The sequence below is a fragment of the Chryseobacterium sp. FG46 genome, assembly GCF_057809135.1.
Genome location: NZ_JBMDJJ010000001.1, coordinates 279,246 through 301,703 on the forward strand (window position 1 = coordinate 279,246; position 22,458 = coordinate 301,703).

Genomic DNA, 22,458 nt, shown 5'->3' on the forward strand with positions numbered 1-22,458 from the left:
AATGAAACGTAAATTTAAAATTATATCATATTCCCTGTCAATAATAGGATTGCTCATGTTTTATGAGTGTAAAGATCATGTAAAACAGGAACCGCCAGCTGCCAGTCCGAAAGATGAAAACGTTGTAACGCTTACCGATGCTCAACTGAAAAATGTACCTGTAGTAACAACATTACTTTCTCTACAGAAGATTTCCTCTGTTTTAAAACTTAACGGAATGATAGATGTACCGCCACAAAATCTGGTCTCTGTCAGTATTCCTTTAGGCGGATACCTTAAATCGAGCAGCCTGCTTCCGGGAAAGCCGGTGTCAAAAGGGCAGGTGATTGCTGTGATAGAAAATCCGCAGTTTATTCAGCTTCAGCAGGATTATTTAATGGCAAAGTCTAAAAATCATTTTGCCCAGTTGGATTATAACCGCCAGAAAATCCTCAACCAAAGTCAGGCCACCAGCGATAAGGTGATGCAGCAGGCTCAGTCTGAAATGAACAGCCAGAAGATCCTGATGAACTCCCTAGCTCAGCAGCTCCGTCTTATCAATATCAATCCTGGATCTCTGAATTCGGGAAATATTCAGAAAAGCGTACCTGTTTACAGCAGTATCAATGGCTTTGTAAGCAAGGTCAACGTGAATATCGGTAAATATGTGAATCCTTCCGATGTTCTTTTTGAACTCATTAATCCGGATGATATTCATCTAAATCTTAAAGTATATGAAAAAGATCTGGCGAATCTGAAGAAGGGGCAGAGGTTTGCCGCGTATACCAATGCCGAACCGGATAAAAAATACTATGGTGAAATTCTGCTGATCAGCAAGGATGTTAATCCAGGCGGATGGGCTGAAGTACACTGTCATTTTGAAAAATATGACCAGAGCCTTGTACCGGGAATGTATATGAATGCCGAGATCGAGACCAGTACTTCTTTTTCCAATGCTGTTCCTGAAGAGAGTATTGTCAATTTTGAAGGAAAAGACTTTGTCTTCGTTGAAGAAAAAAAACAGACCTACCGATTGACTCCTGTAACATTAGGTGAAACAGAAAACGGATTTGTACAGATCATGAATGCTGATGATTTTAAGAATAAGAAGATTGTCATCAGAAATGCATATACACTTCTTATGAAACTTAAGAACACAGCAGATGAATAAAAATTATAGTAAAATAAAAGAACTTATAAATAAATACAAATTATGAAAACATCATCTTTAATAAAAACAGGAGCAGGTTTTATAGTCCTGCTTCTGATTGTGATTCAGTTTTTTGATACGGATAAAAATATTGCGGCGGTTCCTTCTGAAAATGCTATTGAAAAGCATTACCAGGTTCCGGATCATGTACAGGGATTATTAAAAACAAGCTGTTATGACTGTCATTCCAACACTACAGCTTATCCGTGGTACAATAACATACAGCCTGTAAAATGGTGGCTGGCAGATCATGTGAACTCGGGAAAGCGGCACTTCAATTTTGATGAATTTAACAGCTATTCAAAAGAAAAAAAATTAAAGAAACTTGATGAGGTTGCAGAAACCATAAGAGAAGGTGAAATGCCTCTTACTTCTTATACTGTTGTTCATCAGAATGCAAAGTTATCTGATACCCAAAAGTCAGAAATTGAACAATGGGTAAAAGAGGTGAAAAAGCAGATTGAATAGCAGGCTGTTAAAAAAACAGAAATAGTATTCTGATATAACAAAAACAATCAGTAAATTTAATATCATATCCATTTCGTATGAATTACAATATACCGGAAGATCTGAAAGGCCTTACAGCATCTGAAGTAGCCGCTTCCAGAAAAAAATACGGATATAACCGCCTTGAAGCAATTAAGAAAGAATCATGGGCAGATCTTCTTCTCAACATCCTTAAAGAACCGATGCTGATTCTTCTTATATGTGTTTCCTTTATTTATGTGCTTACAGGAGATTATGGCGAGGCTTTATTTATGTTTGCTGCTATTGTTGGAGTTACCGCCATTTCTTTTTACCAGGATAACCGGAGCAAAAAGGCGCTGGAAGAACTTGAAAAACTGAATGAACCTTTAAGCAAGGTGATCAGGGATTCAAAGATTATAGAGATTCCTACTTTTGAAATAGCAGTGGGAGATTTGTGCATTACCGAAGAAGGAAAACTCATCAATGCAGACGGAAAAATTGTTCACAGCAACGATTTTTCTGTCAACGAATCTTCCCTTACGGGCGAGAGTTTTTCTGTTTTCAAGGACAGCAGATCCGAAGATAACAGAGTCTACAGCGGAACAATCACTGTGTCCGGGCTTGCCGTTTTTGAGGTCGAAAATATAGGAAAAGAAACCAAAGTAGGAAAAATAGGACAGTCTATATTGGGTATAAAAACAGAAATATCTCCTTTACAGCTTCAGATCCGGAATTTTGTAAAGGGGATGGCTGTTATCGGAGTCATTATTTTTTTTGCAGTATGCATTTTCAGTTTTGTTAAAACGGGAGATTTTGTGACCAGTTTACTCAGCGGGCTTACATTGGCAATGTCCGTGCTTCCTGAAGAAATTCCTGTAGCCTTCACAACATTTATGGCTTTGGGGGCCTGGAAGCTGATGCGGGAAGGAATTATCATTAAGCGAAGCAGTATTGTGGAGACCCTGGGAAGCGTTTCCGTAATTTGCACAGATAAAACAGGTACGATTACAGAAAACTCCATGCAGCTGAAACATCTTTATGATTTCCGTTCTGACAAAATTTATGAAGAAGCAGAGTTCAATACAACAGCGCTCAATGACCTTATTGATTATGCGATGTGGAGTAGTGAGCCTGTACCTTTTGACCCCATGGAAATAACGCTCCATAAGATCTATGAACAGACCCAGAAGCCAGATCAGAGAAAAGATTATCAGCTGTTTCATGAATATCCGCTGGAAGGCAAACCACCGATGATGACCCATCTTTTTGAAAACGAACAGAAAAACCGGATTATTGCAGCTAAAGGAGCTCCGGAAGCTATCATCAGTGTTTCCAGTCTTTCAGAAGAAGAGAAAAACAAAATAAGAAAGTTAATTAAAGACTTTGGAGAGCAGGGATACAGGGTTCTTGGTGTTGCCAGATCTCAATTTGAAGGAAATGATTTTCCTGATAAGCAGCAGGATTTTAAATTTGACTTTTTAGGATTGACCGTATTTTATGATCCTCCTAAAAAAGGAATAAAAGAAGTATTTAAGCATATTTACGATGCCGGTATTCAGGTAAAAGTCATTACAGGAGATAATGCAGATACTACAAAGGCTATTGCATTGCAGGCGGGAATTGAAAACAATGCTCCGGCTATTAACGGAAGTGAAATTACTACAAGTTCAGAAGAAGATTTATTAAAACTTTCTGAAAAAGCAACCCTGTTTACAAGAATGTTCCCGGAAGCGAAGCTTGAAGTTGTTAAAGCATTAAAAAAACAAGGTCATGTAGTGGCGATGCTTGGGGATGGCGTAAATGACGGACCTGCATTGAAAGCTGCTCATATCGGAGTGGCAATGGGAAATAAAGGAACTGAAATTGCCAAATCAGCCGCAGCTCTGGTCATTACCAATGATGATCTGGATAAACTTGTTACCGGTATAGCTGCCGGACGCAGAATCTATGCTAATATAAAGAAGGCCGTTCAGTATATCCTTTCCATTCACATCCCAATTATACTTACTGTTTCCTTACCATTATTTCTGGGTTGGGTATTTCCACATATATTTACTCCGGTGCATGTAATCTTTCTTGAGCTGGTTATGGGACCTACATGCTCTATTGTATATGAGAATGAGCCTATGGAAAAAAATGCGATGCAAAGACCTCCGAGGGCATTAACAGATACATTTCTGAGCTGGAGGGAGCTTATGGTAAGTATTATCCAGGGATTAGTGATCACCGCAGGAATACTTTGGATATATCAATATTCTGTTGATCTCGGCAATGATGAGCTTAAAACAAGATCTTTGGTGTTCAGTACTTTGATATTTGCTAATATATTACTGAGTTTGGTAAACCGATCTTTCTATTACAGTATTTTTGACAGTTTTAAAAATCGTAATTTTTTATTGGCAGGAATTTCATTGCTGGTACTTGTATTATTGTTTGTTATTCTTTATGTAAAGCCGGTATCAGGATTCTTTAGTGTGAAAGCTCTTAGTATAAAAGAATTAGGAATGACATTGATTGTTGCTGTTATTTCGGTCTTGTGGTTCGAGGTTTATAAGCTGGTGAAAAGACATTTGGGAAGAAAATGAAAAATAATTCGTAATAAAATATTTCATAATTTTGATTAGTGAAAAAGTTGATTTCCATATTGTTGTTGTTTTTATATTTGGTTTCTACAACCGAATTGTATCAGCTTTTGAAAATCCCGGAACTGATTGAGCATTACATCGAGCATAAAGAATTAAACCCGGATATGACGCTTACGGCATTTCTGAGAACACACTATGATCATCCCGTTAAAGATGGTGATTATGGTAAAGATCAGAAATTACCCTTTATTATTCATACAACACCACTTGCATTGGTCTTTATCATTGGGAACATATTTCATTTTGAACTTAAGAATGATCAATTTAAACAAGTAAAGTCGAGGAAAATACCATCAAAAAATGACAACTTCTGTTATAAGGGGTTTCTAAGGACAGCCTGGGAACCACCAAGGTATTTATTTTCCTGATATTTTTTCAAAACCGGCTTTCATCTGTTGCCAGCCGTTATGTACTGTATGCCATGTTAGGTGTACATTATTCAACTTACTATAACAATCGTTATCCATTTTAAATAATGAAAACAATATTTTTAGCCATATTCATGGTTATAACTGCCGTTAGCATTCAGGCTCAGAACCGTTTAGATAATGCAAAAAAGCAGGCCTTAGAAAATAAAGAACTGATTTTACTTAATTTTTCCGGTTCCGACTGGTGTATACCTTGTATAAAGCTCCATAAGAATATCATCGAAACTGATGAATTTAAAAAGCTGGAAACGGAAAATATTATTGTCTATGTCAATGCCGACTTTCCTAGAAATAAAAAAAATCAGCTTTCTGCCGGTATGAAAAAGGAAAACGCTGGGCTTGCCGATCAATATAACCCAAAAGGACTTTTTCCTTATACTCTTCTGCTGGATCAGGATGGGAAAGTGCTGAAAAGCTGGGAAGGGCTGCCTACTGAAAGCGCATTGGCTTTTAGTAAAGAAATAAGGGATATACAACAGCAAAGAAAATAAGAAAAAGATGCTTAGAGAATTCAGAAAGCCTCAAAGGCTGATGGGAAATGCTTTTGAAATTACTGTAGTAGACGAAAATGAAAAAAATGCTTATTTGCATATAGATGCGGCGGTAGCAGAAATTCAAAGAATTGAAAACCTGCTGACTACTTTCAGTGAGAACAGCCAGACCAGCCTGATCAACAATAATGCAGGATTAGAACCTGTAAAGGTTGACAGGGAGGTTTTTGATCTGATTGAAAGAAGCGTTCGCATCAGCCGCATTACTGACGGATATTTTGATATTTCATACGGAGGAATAGATAAAGGTTTCTGGAATTTTGACCGTAATATGAAGCAGCTTCCTGATCCGAAGACTATTAAGGAGCATTTGAAACTGGTAAATTATGAGAATATTATTCTCAACCCCAGGGATCAGAGTGTTTTTCTTAAGGAGGAGGGAATGAGGATAGGTTTTGGTGGCATTGGAAAAGGGTATGCCGCTGAGATGGCAAAAAGAATGCTTCAAAAAAGAGGTGTGGAATCAGGAATTGTCAATGCTTCCGGTGATCTTACCGCATGGGGAACGCAGAGTAACGGAAAGCCATGGACGATAGGAATTGCAGACCCGGATCATTCCGGACAACCTTTTTCTTACATGAATATTACAGATATGGCTGTGGCAACATCCGGAAATTATGAAAAATTTGTCATGATTGACGGCAAAAAGTATTCTCATACCATCAATCCCAAAACCGGAATGCTCGTTTCAGGAATTAAAAGCGTCACTATTTTCTGTCCTAATGCAGAAATAGCAGATGCCATGGCAACTCCTGTCGGTATTATGGGAATTAAAGAAGCATTGGATCTGGTGAATCAGATCCACCAGCTGGAATGTATCATTATAGATGATGACAATACTGTCTATTCATCTCAAAACATTAATTTACAATGAAAAACAATATAAAAAAAATAAAAAGAGGTCTGGTAGCTGTTGCTATCATAAGCCTGATTAATTCCTGTACTGCTTTGAAAGAATATGAAAAAGGAAAGCTGAATGATGCTGAAATGGCATTGGGCAACAGGACTATAGAGAAAACAGAACTTAGTTTCCAATCTTACCGGGAAGGTTCTTCAGGAGCTAATTCCGGAAAAGTGGGAGGTGGATGTGGATGTAATTAATGAGTTGTTACAGTTTATAAAATTTAGAAGAATCTCACATGAAAAAAATTGTAATGAGTGTTTGGGTCCTTTTTGGATTCATGACCTCTAAAGCTCAGGAAAATACCAATACAGCACTTTCAAAAAAATTGAGTTTTGATGAAGCCAATCTGGTATCCAGCTACTACCATCAGGACGGCAACAACTCTGCTGTGACAGGAGGTGTAGGATCGGAAAAGCTTAGTGATTTTTCCAATACAATTGACGTTACGATGGTAAAATATGACAATAAGCAGAGAAAAAATAAATTCAATCTTAGTGTTGGAGTAGATCATTATACGTCAGCTTCTTCCGATATGATTGATCTTAAAGCCAATTCTTCGGCTTCTCATGCGGATACAAGAATATATCCTTCGTTTCAGTGGAGCCGGGAGAATGAAAGTAAAGGAAGTACCATCTTCGGAGGACTCTCATTTTCTACAGAATTTGATTATCAGTCTTACGGGGCCAATATTGGTTTTGCCCAGAAAACAGCCAACAGGATGGGGGAGTTTACCGCCAAGTTTCAGACCTATCTTGATCAGGTAAAGCTGGTAACTCCTATAGAACTTCGTACAGGAAATTCAACAGGCAGAGAGCATGAAAACTATGGTACGAGCGGAAGAAATACTTTTGCATTGTCTTTAGCCTATTCTCAGATCATCAACCAGAATTTTCAGGTAGAATTTCTGACGGATGCTGTACAGCAGACCGGTTTTTTAAGTCTGCCTTTTCACAGGGTTTATTTCACAGATGGCTCTGTACATCAGGAAACACTTCCGGATAAGAGATTTAAACTTCCATTGGGAGTGCGTGCCAATTATTTTCTTGGAGACCGCTTTATCTTCAGGACCTATTACCGGTATTATACAGACAGCTGGGGCATCAGGTCAAATACATTCAATATTGAGACTCCGGTAAAAATATCTCCTTTTGTTTCAGTAAGTCCGTTCTATAGGTATTATTCACAGAAAGGGACAAAATATTTTGCGCCTTATGAACAGCATACAGCTTTTGATGATTATTATACGAGCAATTATGACCTTTCTACTTTTAACAGTAATTTTTACGGAGCAGGAATACGGTTTAATCCTAAAAATGGATTGTTTGGAATAGAGCGTCTGAATATGTTGGAGATCAGGTATGGGCATTATACAAAATCTGTAGGAATGAGTTCAGATATTATTTCTCTGAATCTCAGATTCAAGTAGTAATAAAAATGTCTAAACTTTTTTAGAAAACTCTGGATCTTTGTATTAAAACGTGTAATCCTACCTATATATCTTGGACAAAGATTTAAGTGTAAGCAAGTTAAGCAAGTTCCATCGGATCTACTATAAATGTGTTTGAAAACAGTATTTCTACGATTACATAAACGGACAAATCATTTTTTAATGGTCTGTCCGTTTTTATTTGTTTTAAATTTATTTTTTTAGCGAATTAATTAAAAGATCAGAATACCTGAAATATAAAATGTCAATTCTAAAAAATATTCATAATTGAGTATTTAAAGAAAACTGTTTAATTTGTCCACCACATTCTCCCAAAGACTGTCTTTTATATTTTTTTTGAAAAAGCCGAAATGGTCAATTTTTTTTAATCCTAATTCTGAAGGGATCAGTTTGGTGAAAGTAATCTCTTCTTTACTGCTGATGTGCTGCCAATACGTTTCAGTGTTTTTCTGGCTTGAAATGGTATCGTCTGTAGTCCAGAATAAATGAATGGGAAATGTATAATTCTTGAAATGCCCTGTAGGAACTGTTGTGCCATAAAATTGAGCATCGAAAAAATAATCTTTCTTTTCAAGCCAGGTTCGCCACTCATAGACTACATTTTTTGGCAGGTTTTCCATTAACCCAAAGGTTTTGGCTTTTACATATCCTGTCATCAAAACACTTATGGGTGCAAAAATGTAAAAATAAAAATAGGCTTTCATTCTGTAAGAAAGCGGCATATTCATGTAATAACCTGCTGATACGGCAAAATTGATTATTCCTTTTACATTATCCAGGTTTTTCATAAATCCTATTTGCTGCCCGCCGGCACTGTGAGCAACAATCATAAACGGAAGATCAGGAAATCTGTTATTCAGAAAATCTTTGATTGCGGGCATATCTTTTACTCCATAATCTGAAAAGGTGAACTCACAGTTTTTCAGATTTCCGGAAGAAGAATCTCCGCTTCCCCTGTAGTCCCAAAGACAGCACAGGAAATCATGTTCAGTAAGATAGGTTAGGAAAGACATATAAAATTCTTTTTTTGTTCCGGTACCGCAGTTAAACTGAATGACAGCCTTCGGATGTTCCGGAATAAGAAGAATGCCTTTAAGCTTTACACCGTCTTCACATACTGTTTCAAAATTTTCCGATTTCATGTATTGATTTAACTTAAAAAATTAACGATACGTTGTATTATAAAAATTGTATCTCTTTTCTCTGTTAAATTTAGTAAATACCCTCATTCCATTATCATATTTAACTATGCAGTACTTGGTTTCCGTATCAGGATTTTGAATATTACTGGATTTTTTATTTAGGTATACATCTCATCTTACTACAGGTGCTGAGATCTCCTGAAATCCTGTCTTTCTGTATAAATGATAAGCTTTATCATTTCCGGGAGCAACTTCTAAAAAAATTCAATATCATTAAATTGTCTGCCTGCTTCTGGAATAACAGCTTCAGGCAATTCCTGACCAATGTTCTTAATATGCATACAGATAAGTTTTTCATTTACATCCATATACAAATGTGTGGAGAATTTTGCCTGCCTTGACGGAAGTTTAAATAATTCATTAAAATTTTAAATCGATTTAATCTATTTGTAACAAATTTCATTTCAGATAGTCTTATTGTAAACACAACATATATTTTTTGATCAGAAAGCCTATAAAAGCAGTCTGTCAAATTTATAAGTCTTTGTGTAAAGGGGGAAATATTACATTATTTATTTGAATGTTACATTTTTGCGAAATAATCTGTTTATTTCACAATGAACATGATAATTTATGTATATTTATAACACTAATCGGGGAATAATATTTAAATAGCGGTAGAAAATTATCAACTTATTTTTGAATAAGTGAATAGGTAGATATGTAGATACATAGGGAAAAGTGGTGCTGATGGGAAAAATTAATTTAATCATTATTAAAAATAAAACGATACACTCAAAGGCTATAAAAAATATAACAGCCTTTACAACCTGCATGCTTCTGCTTCTGGTTATGTTTTCATGTCATAATGAATCTCATCATACGGACCAGGAAAATTTTGATCTATCTCTGCTGACTCAAAGTTCTGAGCTTCAGCTTTCCGGTGAATATGAGGCTGTTGTTAAGCTTAATAAGGAATATCTGAAGAAAGCAGCAAAAATAAAGTATAAAGAGGGAAAAGGACTCTGCTATCTGAATATGGCAGGGGTAAATGTTTCTGCCGGAAATTATGAAAAAGCCCGTGTTTTTTTCAATAAAGCAGAAAAAGATCTGATCAATTCTGAAAATGCTTATCATAAAGCAGTATTCTATGATGATTACAGTCTGTATTATTCTCATCTTGAAATAAATGATAAGGCTATAGAATGCAATAAAAAAGCGTTTTACTATTTAAAACAGGCAAAAAAAACGAAACTCACCCAAAAACTTCTGCCAAGACTGTATGTCAACAAAGGAATTTACTATGCATGGAAAGGATGGTTCGGAACTTCTTTAAAATGCTTTACAAAAGCAAATGTGCTGGAAAATTCGGCATATACCAATTGTATGGTAGCCCAATACTATTTATTTACCCATAAACCTGATTCTGCCGGAATATATATTGCCAGGGCAGATGAAAAAATGATCAACCAGAAAACAACAGATGTGGAATCTCTTTGGGTATATTATACAATGGGATATTACTATAATGAAATTAACAATAGTCAACAAGCTGAAATAGCACTTAAAAAAGCGCTGGAAATCAATATTAAAACAAGACGAACCTATTCTTCACATATAAAAGAAGTTTACAAAGCACTTGCGGAATTATACAAGAAAAAAAATGACGGAGGCAAGGCCTATTTTTATCTGAAGAAATATATGGAAGAAGAAGGAAGGTTTGATGCAGAACGATTTGCCGTTATGAATAAAGCTACCGAAGATTTTATTTCGGAAATGAAACAGGAATCGGACTGGCATAAAAATGATCTTCCGTTATTTATTGCATTGTCTATCACTGTACTTACGGTTTCAGGAGTATATGTCCGGAAGATAATAAATAGATTACAAAAAAAGAAAAATACTTTAAAAGAGCAAACCGATACTTTGAAAAACCATGTCCGGACAAAGCAGCGGAATGAAGTGATTGAGCTTGCTAAAAAGAACGATTCTTCTTTCTTGTTGAAATTCAAAGAATTCTACCCTGAATTTATTAAGTCGCTTCTGGAGATCAACCCGGATCTTGAGAATTCAGAGCTGGCTTTCTGTGCAATGCTGAAATTACGTTTTTCATCCAAAGAGATTGCAGATTATACTTTTGTACAACACAAATCTGTGCAACAGAAGAAATACAGGATCAGAAAAAGGCTGAATATTCCAGGAGAAACAGATATTTATGACTTTTTTGAAAACCTGGCAGAATAATTAAACAGATCACAATAAAAACAGCAGGATCTTGTTTTATGAAGAGATTTTATTGTTGATCTTATCAGAAATAACCAGTGAGAATTTTTTTATGATACAAAATTGTCATAGTAAGAAGGTCATTGTGTAACCATAGATTTATATAGGAATTTAGCTTAATTACAGAAACATATGATACGTATTTTTCTTTCTGTTTTACTTTTTATTTTAGTTTCGTGCCATTCTCACTCACAGAAAGAGGCAGAAGAGAAATTTGATACTGCTTTACTGAAACAGAATGAAAAGTTCAGACTTGGCGGAGAGTATGACTCGTTGATTAATCTTAATAAAAGATATTATAAACAGGCCGATAAAATGAATTATGAAGATGGAAAGGCACTGTGTTATATTAATCTGGCAGAACTCAATATATCACTGGAAAATTTTCAGAAGTCGCAGATTCTTTTTGATAACGCAAAAAAGATTCTGGATAATTCGGAAGACAATCTGCACAAAGCAAGGTTTTATAACGTTTATGGCCGCTTTAATGCTGATCTTCGAAGGCTTGATAAAGCTTTTCAATATAATAATGAAGCAATGAATTATATAAAGAAAAGCAACAATTCAGAACTTAAAAACGAAATCCTTTTCAGTATTTATCTGAGGCAGGGTATTTATTTCAGCCAAAAAAAAGAATATGAAAAAGCACTCAACTATTTCCATAAAGCAAAAAAATTAAATAATACCGGCCTTGCAGATTGTGCGATAAGCGATTATGTCTATATGCATAAAAACAAAGATTCTGCATATAAGTACATAACAATGGCTTACAACAAAGCGAATATCAGTGGTAAAGAAGATGGAATAGCCCTCTATGCCAATACCATTATGGGAGAATATTTTCTTAATTATAAACAGTATGATAAGGCAGAAATAGCTCTTAATAAAGCTTTGAAAATCAATGAAAAAACAAAACGTATTTATGCGTATTATGCCAAGTATATCTATAATGACCTCAGAGTTTTATATGAACGTACCGGAGATAAAGAGAAGGCCTATTTTTATTTGAAAGCGTATACAGATGCTTTTTATAGAACAAATACATCCTTACTGGCTACCATCAATCAGGATATGGAATCTTTTATTACAGTAACTCAGCAGGATGCCGATCATCATAAAAATAAAATATACTGGATTGTTTCCCTGTCATTTATGGGTCTTTGCCTGCTGGGATTATATGCCTGGAGAATTATTCTTGGCTTGAAAAAAAGGAAAAAAGTTCTTGCTATAGAAGCCGAAAATCTGAAAATAAGAATGAATGACAACAAGCAGGAAGAAATCATAGAACTCGGCAAAAAGAATGATCCCGAATTTTTGGATCGTTTTAAAGAAACCTATCCTGATTTTATAACCCGGCTTTTAACGATTAATCCAAGTCTTGAAAATTCTGAACTGATTTTTTGTGCGATGCTTAAACTCCATTTTACTTCTAAAGAAATAGCAAACTATACTATGGTTCAGCACAGGAGTATTCAGCAGAAAAAATACAGGATCAGAAAAAAATTGAATATTCCCGGAGAAACAGATATTTATCATTTTTTTGATACCTTAAAATAATTCAAAAAAAAACTGTCTGATGTATCAGGTCAGACAGTACTCGAAAATATTCTCTTTTCACCACTCGGCTTTTTTAGCGGTCTCAGTGCTCAAATATGAAAATTTTTAACGGAAACAGAAAAAAACACTCTACTACACGGGTACTACACCATTTGTTTGTGATTTTAAGTTATTGATATATAGTTAGTTGTTGTTATTGGGTGTTTTGGAGGTTTATTGATGAAAAAAAAGACACGACGATTCTAAATTGCTTTATTTTGTAAGTCCCTATATTTATAATTTATCTTTTTTGCATATACTTAAGTAACATATAAGTATCACTTTCTTTCTGATTTTCAATTTGTTTTTCCGGGTATATTTTGATCAGAATATCCAATGTATTTTATCATTTAAAATGTTGCTGATTAATGAATACAAAAGAGGCGAAATGTAAATTATTGATATTTAGATATTTACAATAAAAGTGTATGTGTGTAGTATCTTCTTTTTTTGTTTTTTATTGAAAATATATAAGTTTTGCAGGGAGTTTTATTGTGAATGTTTTATAATATGTTTCATTTTGTTGAATTTATGATAATGATTTATTTGTCATTAATATCTCTAAAAAATAAAAGTTGAAACAGTTTTTAGATAATATTTTCAATGAGCTTCTCAAAATAACTTTAAATAAATCTATGAAAAAAAGAATTTTATTTGTTTGCGCATTAGCGTCTTGTTTTACGGTTTTCAATGCTCAGAGATGGGAGTCTGTCTCTCAGAAAAATTCACAGATAAGAGATGGAGTAGAGGTGCAGCATTCTTACAGAGTGGATTTGAAATCTCTGAGAGAAATGCTGAAAAATGCTGAAGAGACTGGAAAAAATGCACGTCCTGTTATTATTTCTTTACCAACAGCAGAAGGAAAGATTGAAAAATTTGCGGTCTATAGCAATCCTGTAATGGATCAATCTCTTGTAGACAGATATCAGCTAGGCTCATATGTCGGGATTGGTGTGGATGATGCTTCTAAGTATTTAAGATTCAGTACATCCCCTACAGATATGCAGTCTATGATCATTAAAGACGGTATATTCCAGTTTATAGAGCCAATAAGTGCTGATAAACAAACTTATGGTGTTTTTTATAAAACAAAGGAGAAAGGAGACATGCATGGGTTTGAATGTGATACGGAGCATGATCTTAAAGAGATTGGTAAATTGGTGGAAAACGGGAAAAAAATGCTTTCTAATGTAGGCATTACCAACAGACCTACTAATACCAAATACAGAACTTTCAGAATGGCTATGGCTGTTACCGGTGAATATACACAATTTCACGGGGGTACAGTTGCAGGAGCTGTCGCTGCTATCAATAACACAATGACAAGGATCAATGGGGTTTTTGAGAGAGATTTTGGAGCTCATTTTAATGTGTTGGATCTTCCTGGAATTATTTATACAGATCCTGCTAACGATTTTTATATACCTCAGGCGGCGGCAGGTGATCCGTCATTAAATTTACAGCTGCAGCAAAAGCTGACAGCTGATGTTGGAAATGCCAATTATGATATTGGACACGTATTTCATTGCAATGCAGGACAAAGCAGAAATGGAAATGCCGGAGGAATAGGAATTGTTTGTACAAATCCTGCCACTAATACTTCTTTAGGAAAAGGTGCCGCTTTTTCAATGAGCCCTGACCCTGTAGGAGAAGTATTTGATTTAATGGCAGCTCATGAAATGGGACACCAGCTGGGAGCCAACCATACCTTCTCTATGAGAACTGAAGCTTCAGGTGCCAATGTAGAGCCTTGGGGGGGAACAACGATCATGGGATATCCAGGAATTACTCAGGATAATATTCAGGCCAATATGGATGGATATTTCCATTATAAATCTATTTCTCAGGTATTAAATAACCTTGAAGCTAAAGTAGGATGTGGTGTTGCTGTTGATATCATCAACAATACTGCACCGGTGATTACCCCACTGGCTAATTATTCTATTCCTAAAGGAACTGCCTATTATCTTGATGCTGTAGCAGCAGATGCAGAAAGTGACCCTTTTACCTATACATGGGAACAATACAACAGTGTAGGAGACAGAAATACCATTTCCGGGGATAGCGGATGGGGATATAATGCAGAAGGAGCTATCGCAAGATCTTTACCGGGAACAGCTAACGGCAGAAGATATTTCCCTAAACTGGAAACCGTAATGAATGGTGTACTGACAGACAAACAAGTATGGGAAACCGTTTCCTATATCCCAAGAACATTGAACTATGCAGTAACCGTAAGAGATCAGAATGCATTAAGACCAATGACTTCCACTGCTGAGACAGTTGTAACAGTAGGTAATGACGGACCTTTCAAGTTCAGCGGACTTACAACAACATCTGTTTTATATAATGATGCATCCAACACCATCACATGGGATGTTGCAAACACCAATAACGCTCCTTATAATGTAGCTGCTGTAAAAATAGATTATACAACCAATAATGGGACTACATGGACAGATCTGGTAGCCTCTACACCTAATACGGGAAGCTATGCTGTACAAATGCCTGCTAATGTAACTGGTGCTGTTAAATTAAGAATATCAGCAGTAGGAAATATTTTCTATGCTGTATCTACGGCTGTAACAGTAGGGGCAGCTCCTACTTCTACTACGGCAGCTCCAACAGGAGTCTCTGTAATAGACACAGAAGTTTTAAAAACAACAGCAAGAATATCATGGAATAAAGTACCGGGAGCTACTTACTCTGTCAATTACAGAAAAACAGGGGCTGCAAGCTGGTCGAATACAACAAGCGCTGTAAACTCTGTATTGCTGTCAAACCTCGAAGATGAAACCAATTATGAAGTACAGGTAGCTGCTGTTGTGAATAATGTTCCTGGTACATTCTCAACTAATTATACTTTTAAAACAAAAGGGTTGAGAACTGGTACGGATTATTGTTTAATGACCACAGGAGGAAACGGTGGAAGTTTTAATAGCGGTCTTGTTAGATTGACATTATCTAACCTGGCTTATGTATTTACCGGATTGGATGTTTACAAAACATATCTTGACTTTAGTGAAGATGCAACCAAAGTTGTTAATTTAACAAAAGGAACTCAGTATACTGCAAGCTTTAGAAACCTTGCTGGAGGAAATTATAATGACTGGCTTGAAATCTGGATAGATTACAACAGGAACGGAGTATTTGAAAGCTCTGAAAAAGTAGCAACTAACGGAGCACTTCCTGCCTATGTTGCTGCAGCACAGGCTTACCTTCGTGATGGAAATGTAACATTTACAGTACCTGATACGGCATACTCTGGTGAAAAATTGCTGAGAATGAGAGTCGCAAGTACTTTCTTTAATGCAGCCAGCGGACCTTGTGGAAGCCCTACGGTACCTGTAAATGGTGGAGGAATCCTTTCTGTAGGATCTTTCAGAGATTTTTCTGTTAGAATTTCGGAAAATGCTAACCTTGCTGTGAGAGATATAGCGAATACAAAATCATCCGAAGTATCTATTTATCCTAACCCTGCGGATACATTTGTAGAAGTGAAAAACCTTAAAGGTAAAGCAGATTACAAAATCTACAGTGCAGACGGAAGATTAGTTCAGGAAGGTAAAATTGAAGGAAAGATCAACGTTGCTTCTCTGATAAAAGGAATGTATGTGATCACTATAAAAGATGAGAAGAACACTTATAATACTAAATTGATCAAGAAATAATACAAATGAATCTCCGCATCAGGATCTAAAAAGCGGGGAGAAAAAAGATTTATTGAACTGAAAAAGGCTGTCTCATCAAGGGGCAGCCTTTTGTTCTTACTTATGAATTCAGGTGACTGTTAAAAAATTTAAGCATTGTGGTTAATGATTTTTCCGAATGCATCCTTTCTCCATTTTCAAGAGATTCCTGTGTGGCAGCGGCAGCTCTCTTTCTCATACGGTGTTCGTAGGCGGAAATAGCTTCCTGTAAAGTATTGTAATGATCATCTGTTAAATACTCACTTAGTTCAAGGGCATCCAGCATCGCCATATTGGCACCTTCTCCTGCAAATGGAGGCATTACGTGGGCAGCATCCCCAATTAGTGTGAGGTTGGGCTGAGCTTCCCATGTTTGATCAAACGGCATATAGTAAATCAGACGTGGAATAAAAGGAGTTACAGCATTTTCAAACAATTCTTCCCAGATAGTAGCCCATTCAGAGTATTCTGTTTTGAACCATTTTAGCATTTGTGCATTATCAGAAAAATCAAGACCGCTGTCCGCAGGCCAGTTTTCATCGGCTTTAAAGCTTGCATAAAATCCCAGATCTCCATTACCTTTCTGTCCCAGTAAAATATTTTTGGTATTCCCGAATGCCATTATTTTTCCCCCTTTGATCAAAGCATCAATCTGAGGAGCATTTTCTTTTGAAACATTTCCTTCCAGCATGATAATTCCGGAATAAACAGGTTTAATATGGGTAAGATAAGACCGTATTTTAGAATTGGCTCCGTCTCCGGCAATCACAAGGTCTGCATATGCAGAAGTTCCATTTTTAAAATATAATATCCAACCTTTATTATGGCGCTCCATAGAGAGAAAATGACTGTCCCAGACAACGGTTTCAGGCTCTAGAGATTCCAGCAGCATATTTCTTAATGGGCCACGGTCTATTTCAGGGCGGAAATGTTCATGTCCGAAATCTTCTTCAGGTTTCGTCTCATGATCATCAAAAAATATTTCTGCCTTTTCATTCATAATCAGTGTTCTGTCTGCGCCGGGACGGAAAGCCTGTTTAAACTCCTCCAGAAGTTCTGCTTTACGGATGGCTGCCAAACCTGAATCTTCATGCATGTCGAGTGGAGAACCCTGTACACGCGCATTTTTATTAAAATCTCTTTCATATACTTTTACCTCTGCACCTTTCAATTGTAAAAGTCTTGCCAGTGTAAGCCCTGCGGGACCGCCACCAACGATTGCTATTGATTTATTGTCTATCAGCATTGTCAATTTAAATTTTACAATGCAAATTTATTTTCCTTTCAATACGGATAATAGTACAAATCGGTCATTTTTGTTTTTAGATAACTCTTTAGGAGCGACTCCTGAAAATTTTTTCACTTCTTTGATGAAATGGTTTTGATCAGTGTAATTGAGTTCCGGAAAGAGTCTTCCCTGTGCGATGTGTTCCAGAGATGCCCTGAAACGTAAAATAGTAGAGTAGGCTTTTAATGATAAGCCAAGCTGTTTGGTAAAATAACGGTTGATCTGTCTGCTGCTCCAGCCTGTTTTTTCAGAAAGTTCCTGTACGCTCATTTCCCCTTTTGAAGCATACACCAGTTTAAAAAGCCTGCGTTTTCTTTCATCTGCCTTTTGGGGAAGCAGATCTTTAATTTTTTGGGTTGCTTTTAGGCAGCAAAGACCAAAGTTTTGTAAATCATCAGCTTTAAAATCCCAGAACTCAGAAGAAAGTTCTTTTCCTGTATTTAGTAGATCAGCAATAGAAGTGTTTAAAATATATTCAGCAGCAATAGGTTTAAAACTGATAACAAAAGCAGTCATATGAGGAGCGATATATCTTTGCTCCGGATAAGTTTCCAACCCGAGAAGAGTAATATGAAAAGGCTCTGAAGCCGACTGTGAAAAAAATAAATCAATTCTTCCGTCAGGAATAATCACAACTTCTTTAGCTTCATCTGAAAGGTTTTGAAAAGTACCCAGATTTTCAACGAAATCCGCGATCTCCTTATTAGGTTCGATGAAGTTATAATAGAAATCGTTGTTCATAATCATAATTATGCTTGCAGAAAATTACAAAATTTGGAATAGACTGACAAGATATTCCTTATTGTACAAGATTAAAGCAAATGCTAAGATTTTAAATACTATTTTTGTTTTGAGAGATTTTAAAATTAAAGTATAATAGTTCTTATTCTCATGGACAAATCATCACTTAACACTTACTTTCATTCCCTGTTCAGCATCAAAGAAGAGATAGTTGAAAAGATCACAGAAAAGTTTATCCATTTTGAATTAAAAGCTAATACCGTTTTGCTGGATCAAGATGCGATCAGTACCAAAACATACTTTCTGGAAAAAGGCTATGTAAGGTCTTATATATTGAATGAGGATAATGAAGAAATTACCACCAATATTTACACAGCTCCCTGCTTTGTTAATGATTTTCTGTCCTTTTTCAGACAACAGCCTGCCAAAGAAATATATCAGACGGTAACTGAATGCGTTTTCTGGGAAACAGGATTGGAAAATGTGCAGCATAATTTCCATAATATTCCTGAATTCAGGGAGTTCAGCAGGCTTCTTTTTGTTCTTAATTATTATAATATTCATGACAGACTGATCGAAATGGCGAGTCAGAAGGCTTCCACAAGATATTTTAACCTGATGAAGAAAGATCCTGATATTTTTCAACATGTCCCTTTGAAGGTGATTGCTTCCTATCTGGGAATAAAAGACAGTTCCCTGAGCCGGATCAGAAGGGATATTCATAAATTGTAATTTCTTTTCATTTGTCAAGTGATATTTTACATCTCATCCCTGATCTTTGTTTAAAAATAATTTCATGAACAAAAAACATATTGTTTTAGTAGGATTGGGTGGTGTAGGCGGTTATTTTGGTTTTAAAATCAATCAGGCCAATGAAAACATAGGAAAATATACCATTTCTTTTGTTGCCCGCGGAGAAACGTATGATAAAGTAAAAGAAAACGGATTGACATTGCTGTCTCCGGAGCATTCCAATTCACAGACTCATCCCAATGATATAGTGCAGTACATCAGTGAGATCAAAAATCCTGATCTGGTTTTGATTTGTGTAAAAGAATATGATCTTGAAAGTGTCTGTAAGCAGTTACTGCCGGTTATTAATAAAAATACTGTACTGCTTCCGATGATGAACGGAGCGGATATCTATGACAGAATCCGTAACATTATTCCGGATCATACCGTTCTTCCAACGTGTGTATATGTGGCATCCCATATTAAGGAAAAAGGAACTGTAGAACATATAGGTAATGCAGGGAAAATCATTGTGGGAAGAGATCCTGAACATTTTGCTGTATCTTTAGAATGGATTACCGAGCTATTGAGTGAAAGTAAAATTGAATTTGATTTTAAAGATAATTCATTATCAGATATCTGGACGAAATTTATTTTCATTGCCAGTTTCGGATTGGTAACAGCAAAATATAATTCATCTATTGGAACTGTATGTAAAGATGAACAACAGAAACAAGAAGCGACTGAAATTATGAAAGAAATCAAACAGATTGCAGATGAAAAAGGAATCTATTTTCAGGAAGATATCGTTGATAAAACTTTTGAAAAAGCGTCTGCATTTCCTTTTGAGACTCCAACTTCCTTACAGCTTGATATTCATTCCGGAAAAAAGGATAATGAGCTGGAATTATTTGCAGGAGCCGTTTTAAAATATGGAGCTGAACTTGGAATAGAAACTCCTTTTACACAAAAAATCTACACTGAAATTATAGAGAAATAAATTTTAGCTGAAACCGAAGAAGAATCTAAATATAATAGGGCGCGCTTTAGCCCGCCCTACATTGAAATTAAATATAAAAGATAGAAGTTTATTAAGCACTGTGCATGAATTTTTGTCTTTTCAATAGTACTTCTTCAGTTTCCCGGTGATCAGGGTCATCCACACAGCAGTCTACAGGGCATACCGCTTTACATTGAGGTTCTTCATGAAAACCTTTACACTCCGTACATTTTCCGGATACAATATAATACACTTCATCTGAGACAGCCGGATGGTATGCATCGGCATCACCTTCCGTACCGTCAGGGAATATGATATGTCCTGAAAGTTTGGTTTTGTCTTTCCAGCGCCAGTCGATAGCACCTTCGTAAATGGCTGAGTTGGGGCATTCCGGTTCGCAGGCTCCACAGTTGATACAGGCATCTGTTATTTTTATAGCCATATGGTTTGAATTTAAAGGGTTTAAAAAAGGGATTTCTTCAACGTTGAACGATTGGGAAATCCCCGCTAAACTTAATGACAGCAGTTTAACACTGTTCTTTGAAAATAAGCAGCATAAAGTGTGCTGTTTTTATTTTAAATCTTTAATATGCAGTGATTTAATCAATAATGACAATTTTTTTAGAAGTTGCAATGCTGATAAGTTTATCAAACTTCCCGGAATAGAGTTCTGAAATTTGAGTGGATGGGGCAGCACTAAATAATGATGATCTGACAATCGGAACGCTGAATGGCAGTGGCCAGGCACGCAATGATTTGGCTATAGAATCCATAGTGTTGATTCCCTGCATGGCCTGCAGCCCGTCTGCCCAGCACACCAGTCCTACGGTTTTATCCGTGAGATAAGGCTCGTACCTGTTGGCGGTTACCTCAAGCCAGTCCAGACAGTTTTTCATCACTCCCGGAATGCTACCATGGTAAAGAGGAGCCAGCCAGATATGCAGATCAGCATCCGTGAACATCTGTATCATACGCTCTACTGCCAAAGGAGTTTTGGTGAGTGTAACATCGAATAAAGGAATGCCGGAATCAGCAAGGGTAAAAATATCAGTCTGAATTCCCAGCATTTTTATGCGTTCTGAAAAATAGTCTGAAATCAATCCGGAAGTAGATAAAGTTCTTCTTTCCAGCGATCCGTTGAATATAATAGCTTTCATTTTTTATTGTTTAAAAATTACTTTGGGTAAACCTATCTCACCATACATCAGTGTTTTAACCAGAGGTTTCAATAATCCTGCTGCTAATAAATATAGAGAAGGATCATGATAGGTACTTGCCCGGACAACCACTTTCTGATTTCTATACTGTTTCAGGTCTGCATAGATGAGACGTCGTTTCCAGAGATCCAGGAGAACAGTTTCTGCATTGTTTAGATCAACGTAAGAAGCATATGGAGACAATTTTTCCATGATCAGCATATAGGCCCAGGGTGGAATGACAGCATCCGTAGAACAGATGATTGCTACTGCTTTTTCATTGTAAACAGAAAAATCCACCGCAGCAATTGATTCTTTAAATTCTTTCTCCTTAACAATCATTCCCATGAAAAGGTGATCTTTGATATCCAGTTCTACAATTTCCGTAGTCGGTTTGTATTCTGAAAGGTCAAGAGCAATAATGCCTGAAGCCTTTGCTTTATTGATAAAATTTTCCTCAGTCATAGTTGGTTTACTTTCAGTGTTACTTATCTTACTTTCGACAAAGCTTCTTCATATTTTCTTTCAACAGCCGACCAATCAAGTACAGACCAGAAAGCATCCAGATAATCTGCACGTTTATTCTGATAATTCAGATAATAGGCATGTTCCCAAATGTCTATCCCAAGAATAGGAAAACCTCTGTTCATCGAAAGAACATCCATCATCGGATTATCCTGGTTAGGAGTAGAACTTATGGCCAGTGATCCATTGAACTTTACAAATAACCATACCCATCCGGAGCCGAACTGTGATAAACCTGTTTTCTTCATTTCTGCCTTAAGATTTTCAAGACTACCAAAAGTTGAAACGATAGCTTCATCAAGTGTGCCTGTAGGATTCAGATTAGGTTGTGGTGAAAGAATTTCCCAGAATAAAGAATGATTATAATGACCTCCGCCATTATTCCTTACAGCAGGACTATACTCGCTTATTCTCTGCAGTAGAGAATCCAGATCCGGATTGACCTCATTGGTTTGTGCCAGTGCAGCATTCAGGTTGTCTACATAAGCCTGGTGATGTTTTTGATGGTGAATGGTCATCGTTTCTTTATCTATAAAAGGAACCAAAGCATCATAAGCATAAGGTAACTGTGGTAATGTAAATGGAGTCATCGTATTTATTTTTTTGATTAATGTGATACAAAGGTAGAAATATA

20 protein-coding genes are annotated in these 22,458 nt (G+C 36.3%); 13 read left to right on the forward strand and 7 right to left on the reverse strand.

Annotated elements, in window-relative coordinates; genetic code table 11:
• The first annotated feature begins 1 nt into the window (after position 1).
• The 8 genes from ACODR7_RS01200 to ACODR7_RS01235 all read left to right on the forward strand — a co-directional run bounded on the left by ACODR7_RS01200 (position 2) and on the right by ACODR7_RS01235 (position 7,611).
• Positions 2–1,150, forward strand: coding sequence for an efflux RND transporter periplasmic adaptor subunit (locus tag ACODR7_RS01200; protein ID WP_488836602.1), 1,149 nt, complete (start codon positions 2–4; stop codon positions 1,148–1,150).
• A gap of 42 nt (positions 1,151–1,192) precedes the next feature.
• Positions 1,193–1,657 carry a heme-binding domain-containing protein gene (locus ACODR7_RS01205; RefSeq protein WP_488836604.1) on the forward strand — a complete coding sequence of 155 codons (465 nt, stop codon included), beginning with the start codon at positions 1,193–1,195 and terminating at the stop codon, positions 1,655–1,657.
• 77 nt (positions 1,658–1,734) lie between these two features.
• The gene (locus ACODR7_RS01210) at positions 1,735–4,242 is read left to right on the forward strand and encodes a cation-translocating P-type ATPase (RefSeq protein ID WP_488836606.1); all 2,508 of its coding nucleotides are present in this window, start codon (positions 1,735–1,737) and stop codon (positions 4,240–4,242) included.
• A 38-nt stretch (positions 4,243–4,280) separates the two neighbouring features.
• Positions 4,281–4,670, forward strand: a complete 390-nt coding sequence (locus tag ACODR7_RS01215; RefSeq protein WP_488836608.1) for a hypothetical protein — start codon at positions 4,281–4,283, stop codon at positions 4,668–4,670.
• 107 nt (positions 4,671–4,777) lie between these two features.
• A complete protein-coding gene (locus ACODR7_RS01220; protein WP_488836610.1) occupies positions 4,778–5,221 on the forward strand; it encodes a thioredoxin family protein in 444 nt (147 codons plus the stop codon).
• Between the two features lie 7 nt (positions 5,222–5,228).
• On the forward strand, positions 5,229–6,155 hold the full coding sequence (locus ACODR7_RS01225; RefSeq protein ID WP_488836612.1) for an FAD:protein FMN transferase: 927 nt from the start codon (positions 5,229–5,231) through the stop codon (positions 6,153–6,155).
• Positions 6,152–6,382 (forward strand): DUF4266 domain-containing protein, encoded by a 231-nt coding sequence (locus ACODR7_RS01230; protein ID WP_465089687.1) that lies wholly within the window; start codon positions 6,152–6,154, stop codon positions 6,380–6,382. The genes ACODR7_RS01225 and ACODR7_RS01230 overlap by 4 nt, the downstream gene beginning before the upstream one ends.
• Positions 6,383–6,420: 38 nt before the next feature.
• On the forward strand, positions 6,421–7,611 hold the full coding sequence (locus tag ACODR7_RS01235) for a DUF3570 domain-containing protein (RefSeq protein WP_488836614.1): 1,191 nt from the start codon (positions 6,421–6,423) through the stop codon (positions 7,609–7,611).
• A gap of 296 nt (positions 7,612–7,907) precedes the next feature.
• Here ACODR7_RS01235 and ACODR7_RS01240 read toward each other — a convergent pair whose 3' ends face one another.
• Positions 7,908–8,774: an alpha/beta hydrolase family protein gene (locus tag ACODR7_RS01240; RefSeq protein WP_488836616.1), complete on the reverse strand. Its 867-nt coding sequence runs from the start codon at positions 8,772–8,774 to the stop codon at positions 7,908–7,910.
• A 750-nt stretch (positions 8,775–9,524) separates the two neighbouring features.
• Here ACODR7_RS01240 and ACODR7_RS01245 point away from each other — a divergent pair.
• The 3 genes from ACODR7_RS01245 (at position 9,525) to ACODR7_RS01255 (ending at position 16,324) form a co-directional block, all read left to right on the forward strand.
• A complete protein-coding gene (locus ACODR7_RS01245; RefSeq protein WP_488836618.1) occupies positions 9,525–11,018 on the forward strand; it encodes a tetratricopeptide repeat protein in 1,494 nt (497 codons plus the stop codon).
• A 171-nt stretch (positions 11,019–11,189) separates the two neighbouring features.
• Positions 11,190–12,614: a tetratricopeptide repeat protein gene (locus ACODR7_RS01250; RefSeq protein ID WP_488836620.1), complete on the forward strand. Its 1,425-nt coding sequence runs from the start codon at positions 11,190–11,192 to the stop codon at positions 12,612–12,614.
• A 674-nt stretch (positions 12,615–13,288) separates the two neighbouring features.
• Positions 13,289–16,324: a reprolysin-like metallopeptidase gene (locus tag ACODR7_RS01255; RefSeq protein WP_488836621.1), complete on the forward strand. Its 3,036-nt coding sequence runs from the start codon at positions 13,289–13,291 to the stop codon at positions 16,322–16,324.
• 100 nt (positions 16,325–16,424) lie between these two features.
• On the opposite strand, the gene ACODR7_RS01260 is transcribed toward ACODR7_RS01255, so the two are convergent.
• Both ACODR7_RS01260 and ACODR7_RS01265 read right to left on the reverse strand, forming a co-directional pair.
• A complete protein-coding gene (locus ACODR7_RS01260; RefSeq protein ID WP_488836623.1) occupies positions 16,425–17,588 on the reverse strand; it encodes an FAD-dependent oxidoreductase in 1,164 nt (387 codons plus the stop codon).
• 27 nt (positions 17,589–17,615) lie between these two features.
• Positions 17,616–18,371 (reverse strand): helix-turn-helix domain-containing protein, encoded by a 756-nt coding sequence (locus ACODR7_RS01265; protein WP_488836624.1) that lies wholly within the window; start codon positions 18,369–18,371, stop codon positions 17,616–17,618.
• Between the two features lie 150 nt (positions 18,372–18,521).
• Here ACODR7_RS01265 and ACODR7_RS01270 point away from each other — a divergent pair, with 150 nt between their 5' ends.
• Positions 18,522–19,103 carry a Crp/Fnr family transcriptional regulator gene (locus tag ACODR7_RS01270; RefSeq protein WP_488836626.1) on the forward strand — a complete coding sequence of 194 codons (582 nt, stop codon included), beginning with the start codon at positions 18,522–18,524 and terminating at the stop codon, positions 19,101–19,103.
• A 64-nt stretch (positions 19,104–19,167) separates the two neighbouring features.
• The gene (locus ACODR7_RS01275) at positions 19,168–20,103 is read left to right on the forward strand and encodes a ketopantoate reductase family protein (protein WP_488836628.1); all 936 of its coding nucleotides are present in this window, start codon (positions 19,168–19,170) and stop codon (positions 20,101–20,103) included.
• A gap of 91 nt (positions 20,104–20,194) precedes the next feature.
• Here ACODR7_RS01275 and ACODR7_RS01280 read toward each other — a convergent pair whose 3' ends face one another.
• From ACODR7_RS01280 to ACODR7_RS01295, 4 genes are all read right to left on the reverse strand, one after another.
• Entirely contained in the window at positions 20,195–20,545 is a 351-nt protein-coding gene (locus tag ACODR7_RS01280) for a 4Fe-4S dicluster domain-containing protein (protein WP_488836630.1), read from the reverse strand.
• A 157-nt stretch (positions 20,546–20,702) separates the two neighbouring features.
• Positions 20,703–21,260, reverse strand: a complete 558-nt coding sequence (locus ACODR7_RS01285) for an NADPH-dependent FMN reductase (protein WP_488836632.1) — start codon at positions 21,258–21,260, stop codon at positions 20,703–20,705.
• 3 nt (positions 21,261–21,263) lie between these two features.
• A complete protein-coding gene (locus ACODR7_RS01290; protein WP_488836634.1) occupies positions 21,264–21,764 on the reverse strand; it encodes a DUF2480 family protein in 501 nt (166 codons plus the stop codon).
• Positions 21,765–21,787: 23 nt separating this feature from the next.
• A complete protein-coding gene (locus tag ACODR7_RS01295) occupies positions 21,788–22,414 on the reverse strand; it encodes a superoxide dismutase (RefSeq protein ID WP_488836636.1) in 627 nt (208 codons plus the stop codon).
• Positions 22,415–22,458 lie beyond the last annotated feature (44 nt).

Excerpts from the sequence above, each read along its gene's own strand:
- ACODR7_RS01265 (WP_488836624.1), bottom strand. The coding sequence starts at position 18,371 with ATGAACAACGATTTCTATTATAACTTCATCGAACCTAATAAGGAGATC.
- ACODR7_RS01230 (WP_465089687.1), top strand. The coding sequence starts at position 6,152 with ATGAAAAACAATATAAAAAAAATAAAAAGAGGTCTGGTAGCTGTTGCT.
- ACODR7_RS01205 (WP_488836604.1), top strand. The coding sequence starts at position 1,193 with ATGAAAACATCATCTTTAATAAAAACAGGAGCAGGTTTTATAGTCCTG.
- ACODR7_RS01235 (WP_488836614.1), top strand. The coding sequence starts at position 6,421 with ATGAAAAAAATTGTAATGAGTGTTTGGGTCCTTTTTGGATTCATGACC.
- ACODR7_RS01280 (WP_488836630.1), bottom strand. The coding sequence starts at position 20,545 with ATGGCTATAAAAATAACAGATGCCTGTATCAACTGTGGAGCCTGCGAA.
- ACODR7_RS01285 (WP_488836632.1), bottom strand. The coding sequence starts at position 21,260 with ATGAAAGCTATTATATTCAACGGATCGCTGGAAAGAAGAACTTTATCT.
- ACODR7_RS01200 (WP_488836602.1), top strand. The coding sequence starts at position 2 with ATGAAACGTAAATTTAAAATTATATCATATTCCCTGTCAATAATAGGA.
- ACODR7_RS01275 (WP_488836628.1), top strand. The coding sequence starts at position 19,168 with ATGAACAAAAAACATATTGTTTTAGTAGGATTGGGTGGTGTAGGCGGT.
- ACODR7_RS01255 (WP_488836621.1), top strand. The coding sequence starts at position 13,289 with ATGAAAAAAAGAATTTTATTTGTTTGCGCATTAGCGTCTTGTTTTACG.
- ACODR7_RS01290 (WP_488836634.1), bottom strand. The coding sequence starts at position 21,764 with ATGACTGAGGAAAATTTTATCAATAAAGCAAAGGCTTCAGGCATTATT.
- ACODR7_RS01210 (WP_488836606.1), top strand. The coding sequence starts at position 1,735 with ATGAATTACAATATACCGGAAGATCTGAAAGGCCTTACAGCATCTGAA.
- ACODR7_RS01225 (WP_488836612.1), top strand. The coding sequence starts at position 5,229 with ATGCTTAGAGAATTCAGAAAGCCTCAAAGGCTGATGGGAAATGCTTTT.
- ACODR7_RS01270 (WP_488836626.1), top strand. The coding sequence starts at position 18,522 with ATGGACAAATCATCACTTAACACTTACTTTCATTCCCTGTTCAGCATC.
- ACODR7_RS01220 (WP_488836610.1), top strand. The coding sequence starts at position 4,778 with ATGAAAACAATATTTTTAGCCATATTCATGGTTATAACTGCCGTTAGC.
- ACODR7_RS01250 (WP_488836620.1), top strand. The coding sequence starts at position 11,190 with ATGATACGTATTTTTCTTTCTGTTTTACTTTTTATTTTAGTTTCGTGC.
- ACODR7_RS01245 (WP_488836618.1), top strand. The coding sequence starts at position 9,525 with ATGGGAAAAATTAATTTAATCATTATTAAAAATAAAACGATACACTCA.
- ACODR7_RS01295 (WP_488836636.1), bottom strand. The coding sequence starts at position 22,414 with ATGACTCCATTTACATTACCACAGTTACCTTATGCTTATGATGCTTTG.
- ACODR7_RS01240 (WP_488836616.1), bottom strand. The coding sequence starts at position 8,774 with ATGAAATCGGAAAATTTTGAAACAGTATGTGAAGACGGTGTAAAGCTT.
- ACODR7_RS01260 (WP_488836623.1), bottom strand. The coding sequence starts at position 17,588 with ATGCTGATAGACAATAAATCAATAGCAATCGTTGGTGGCGGTCCCGCA.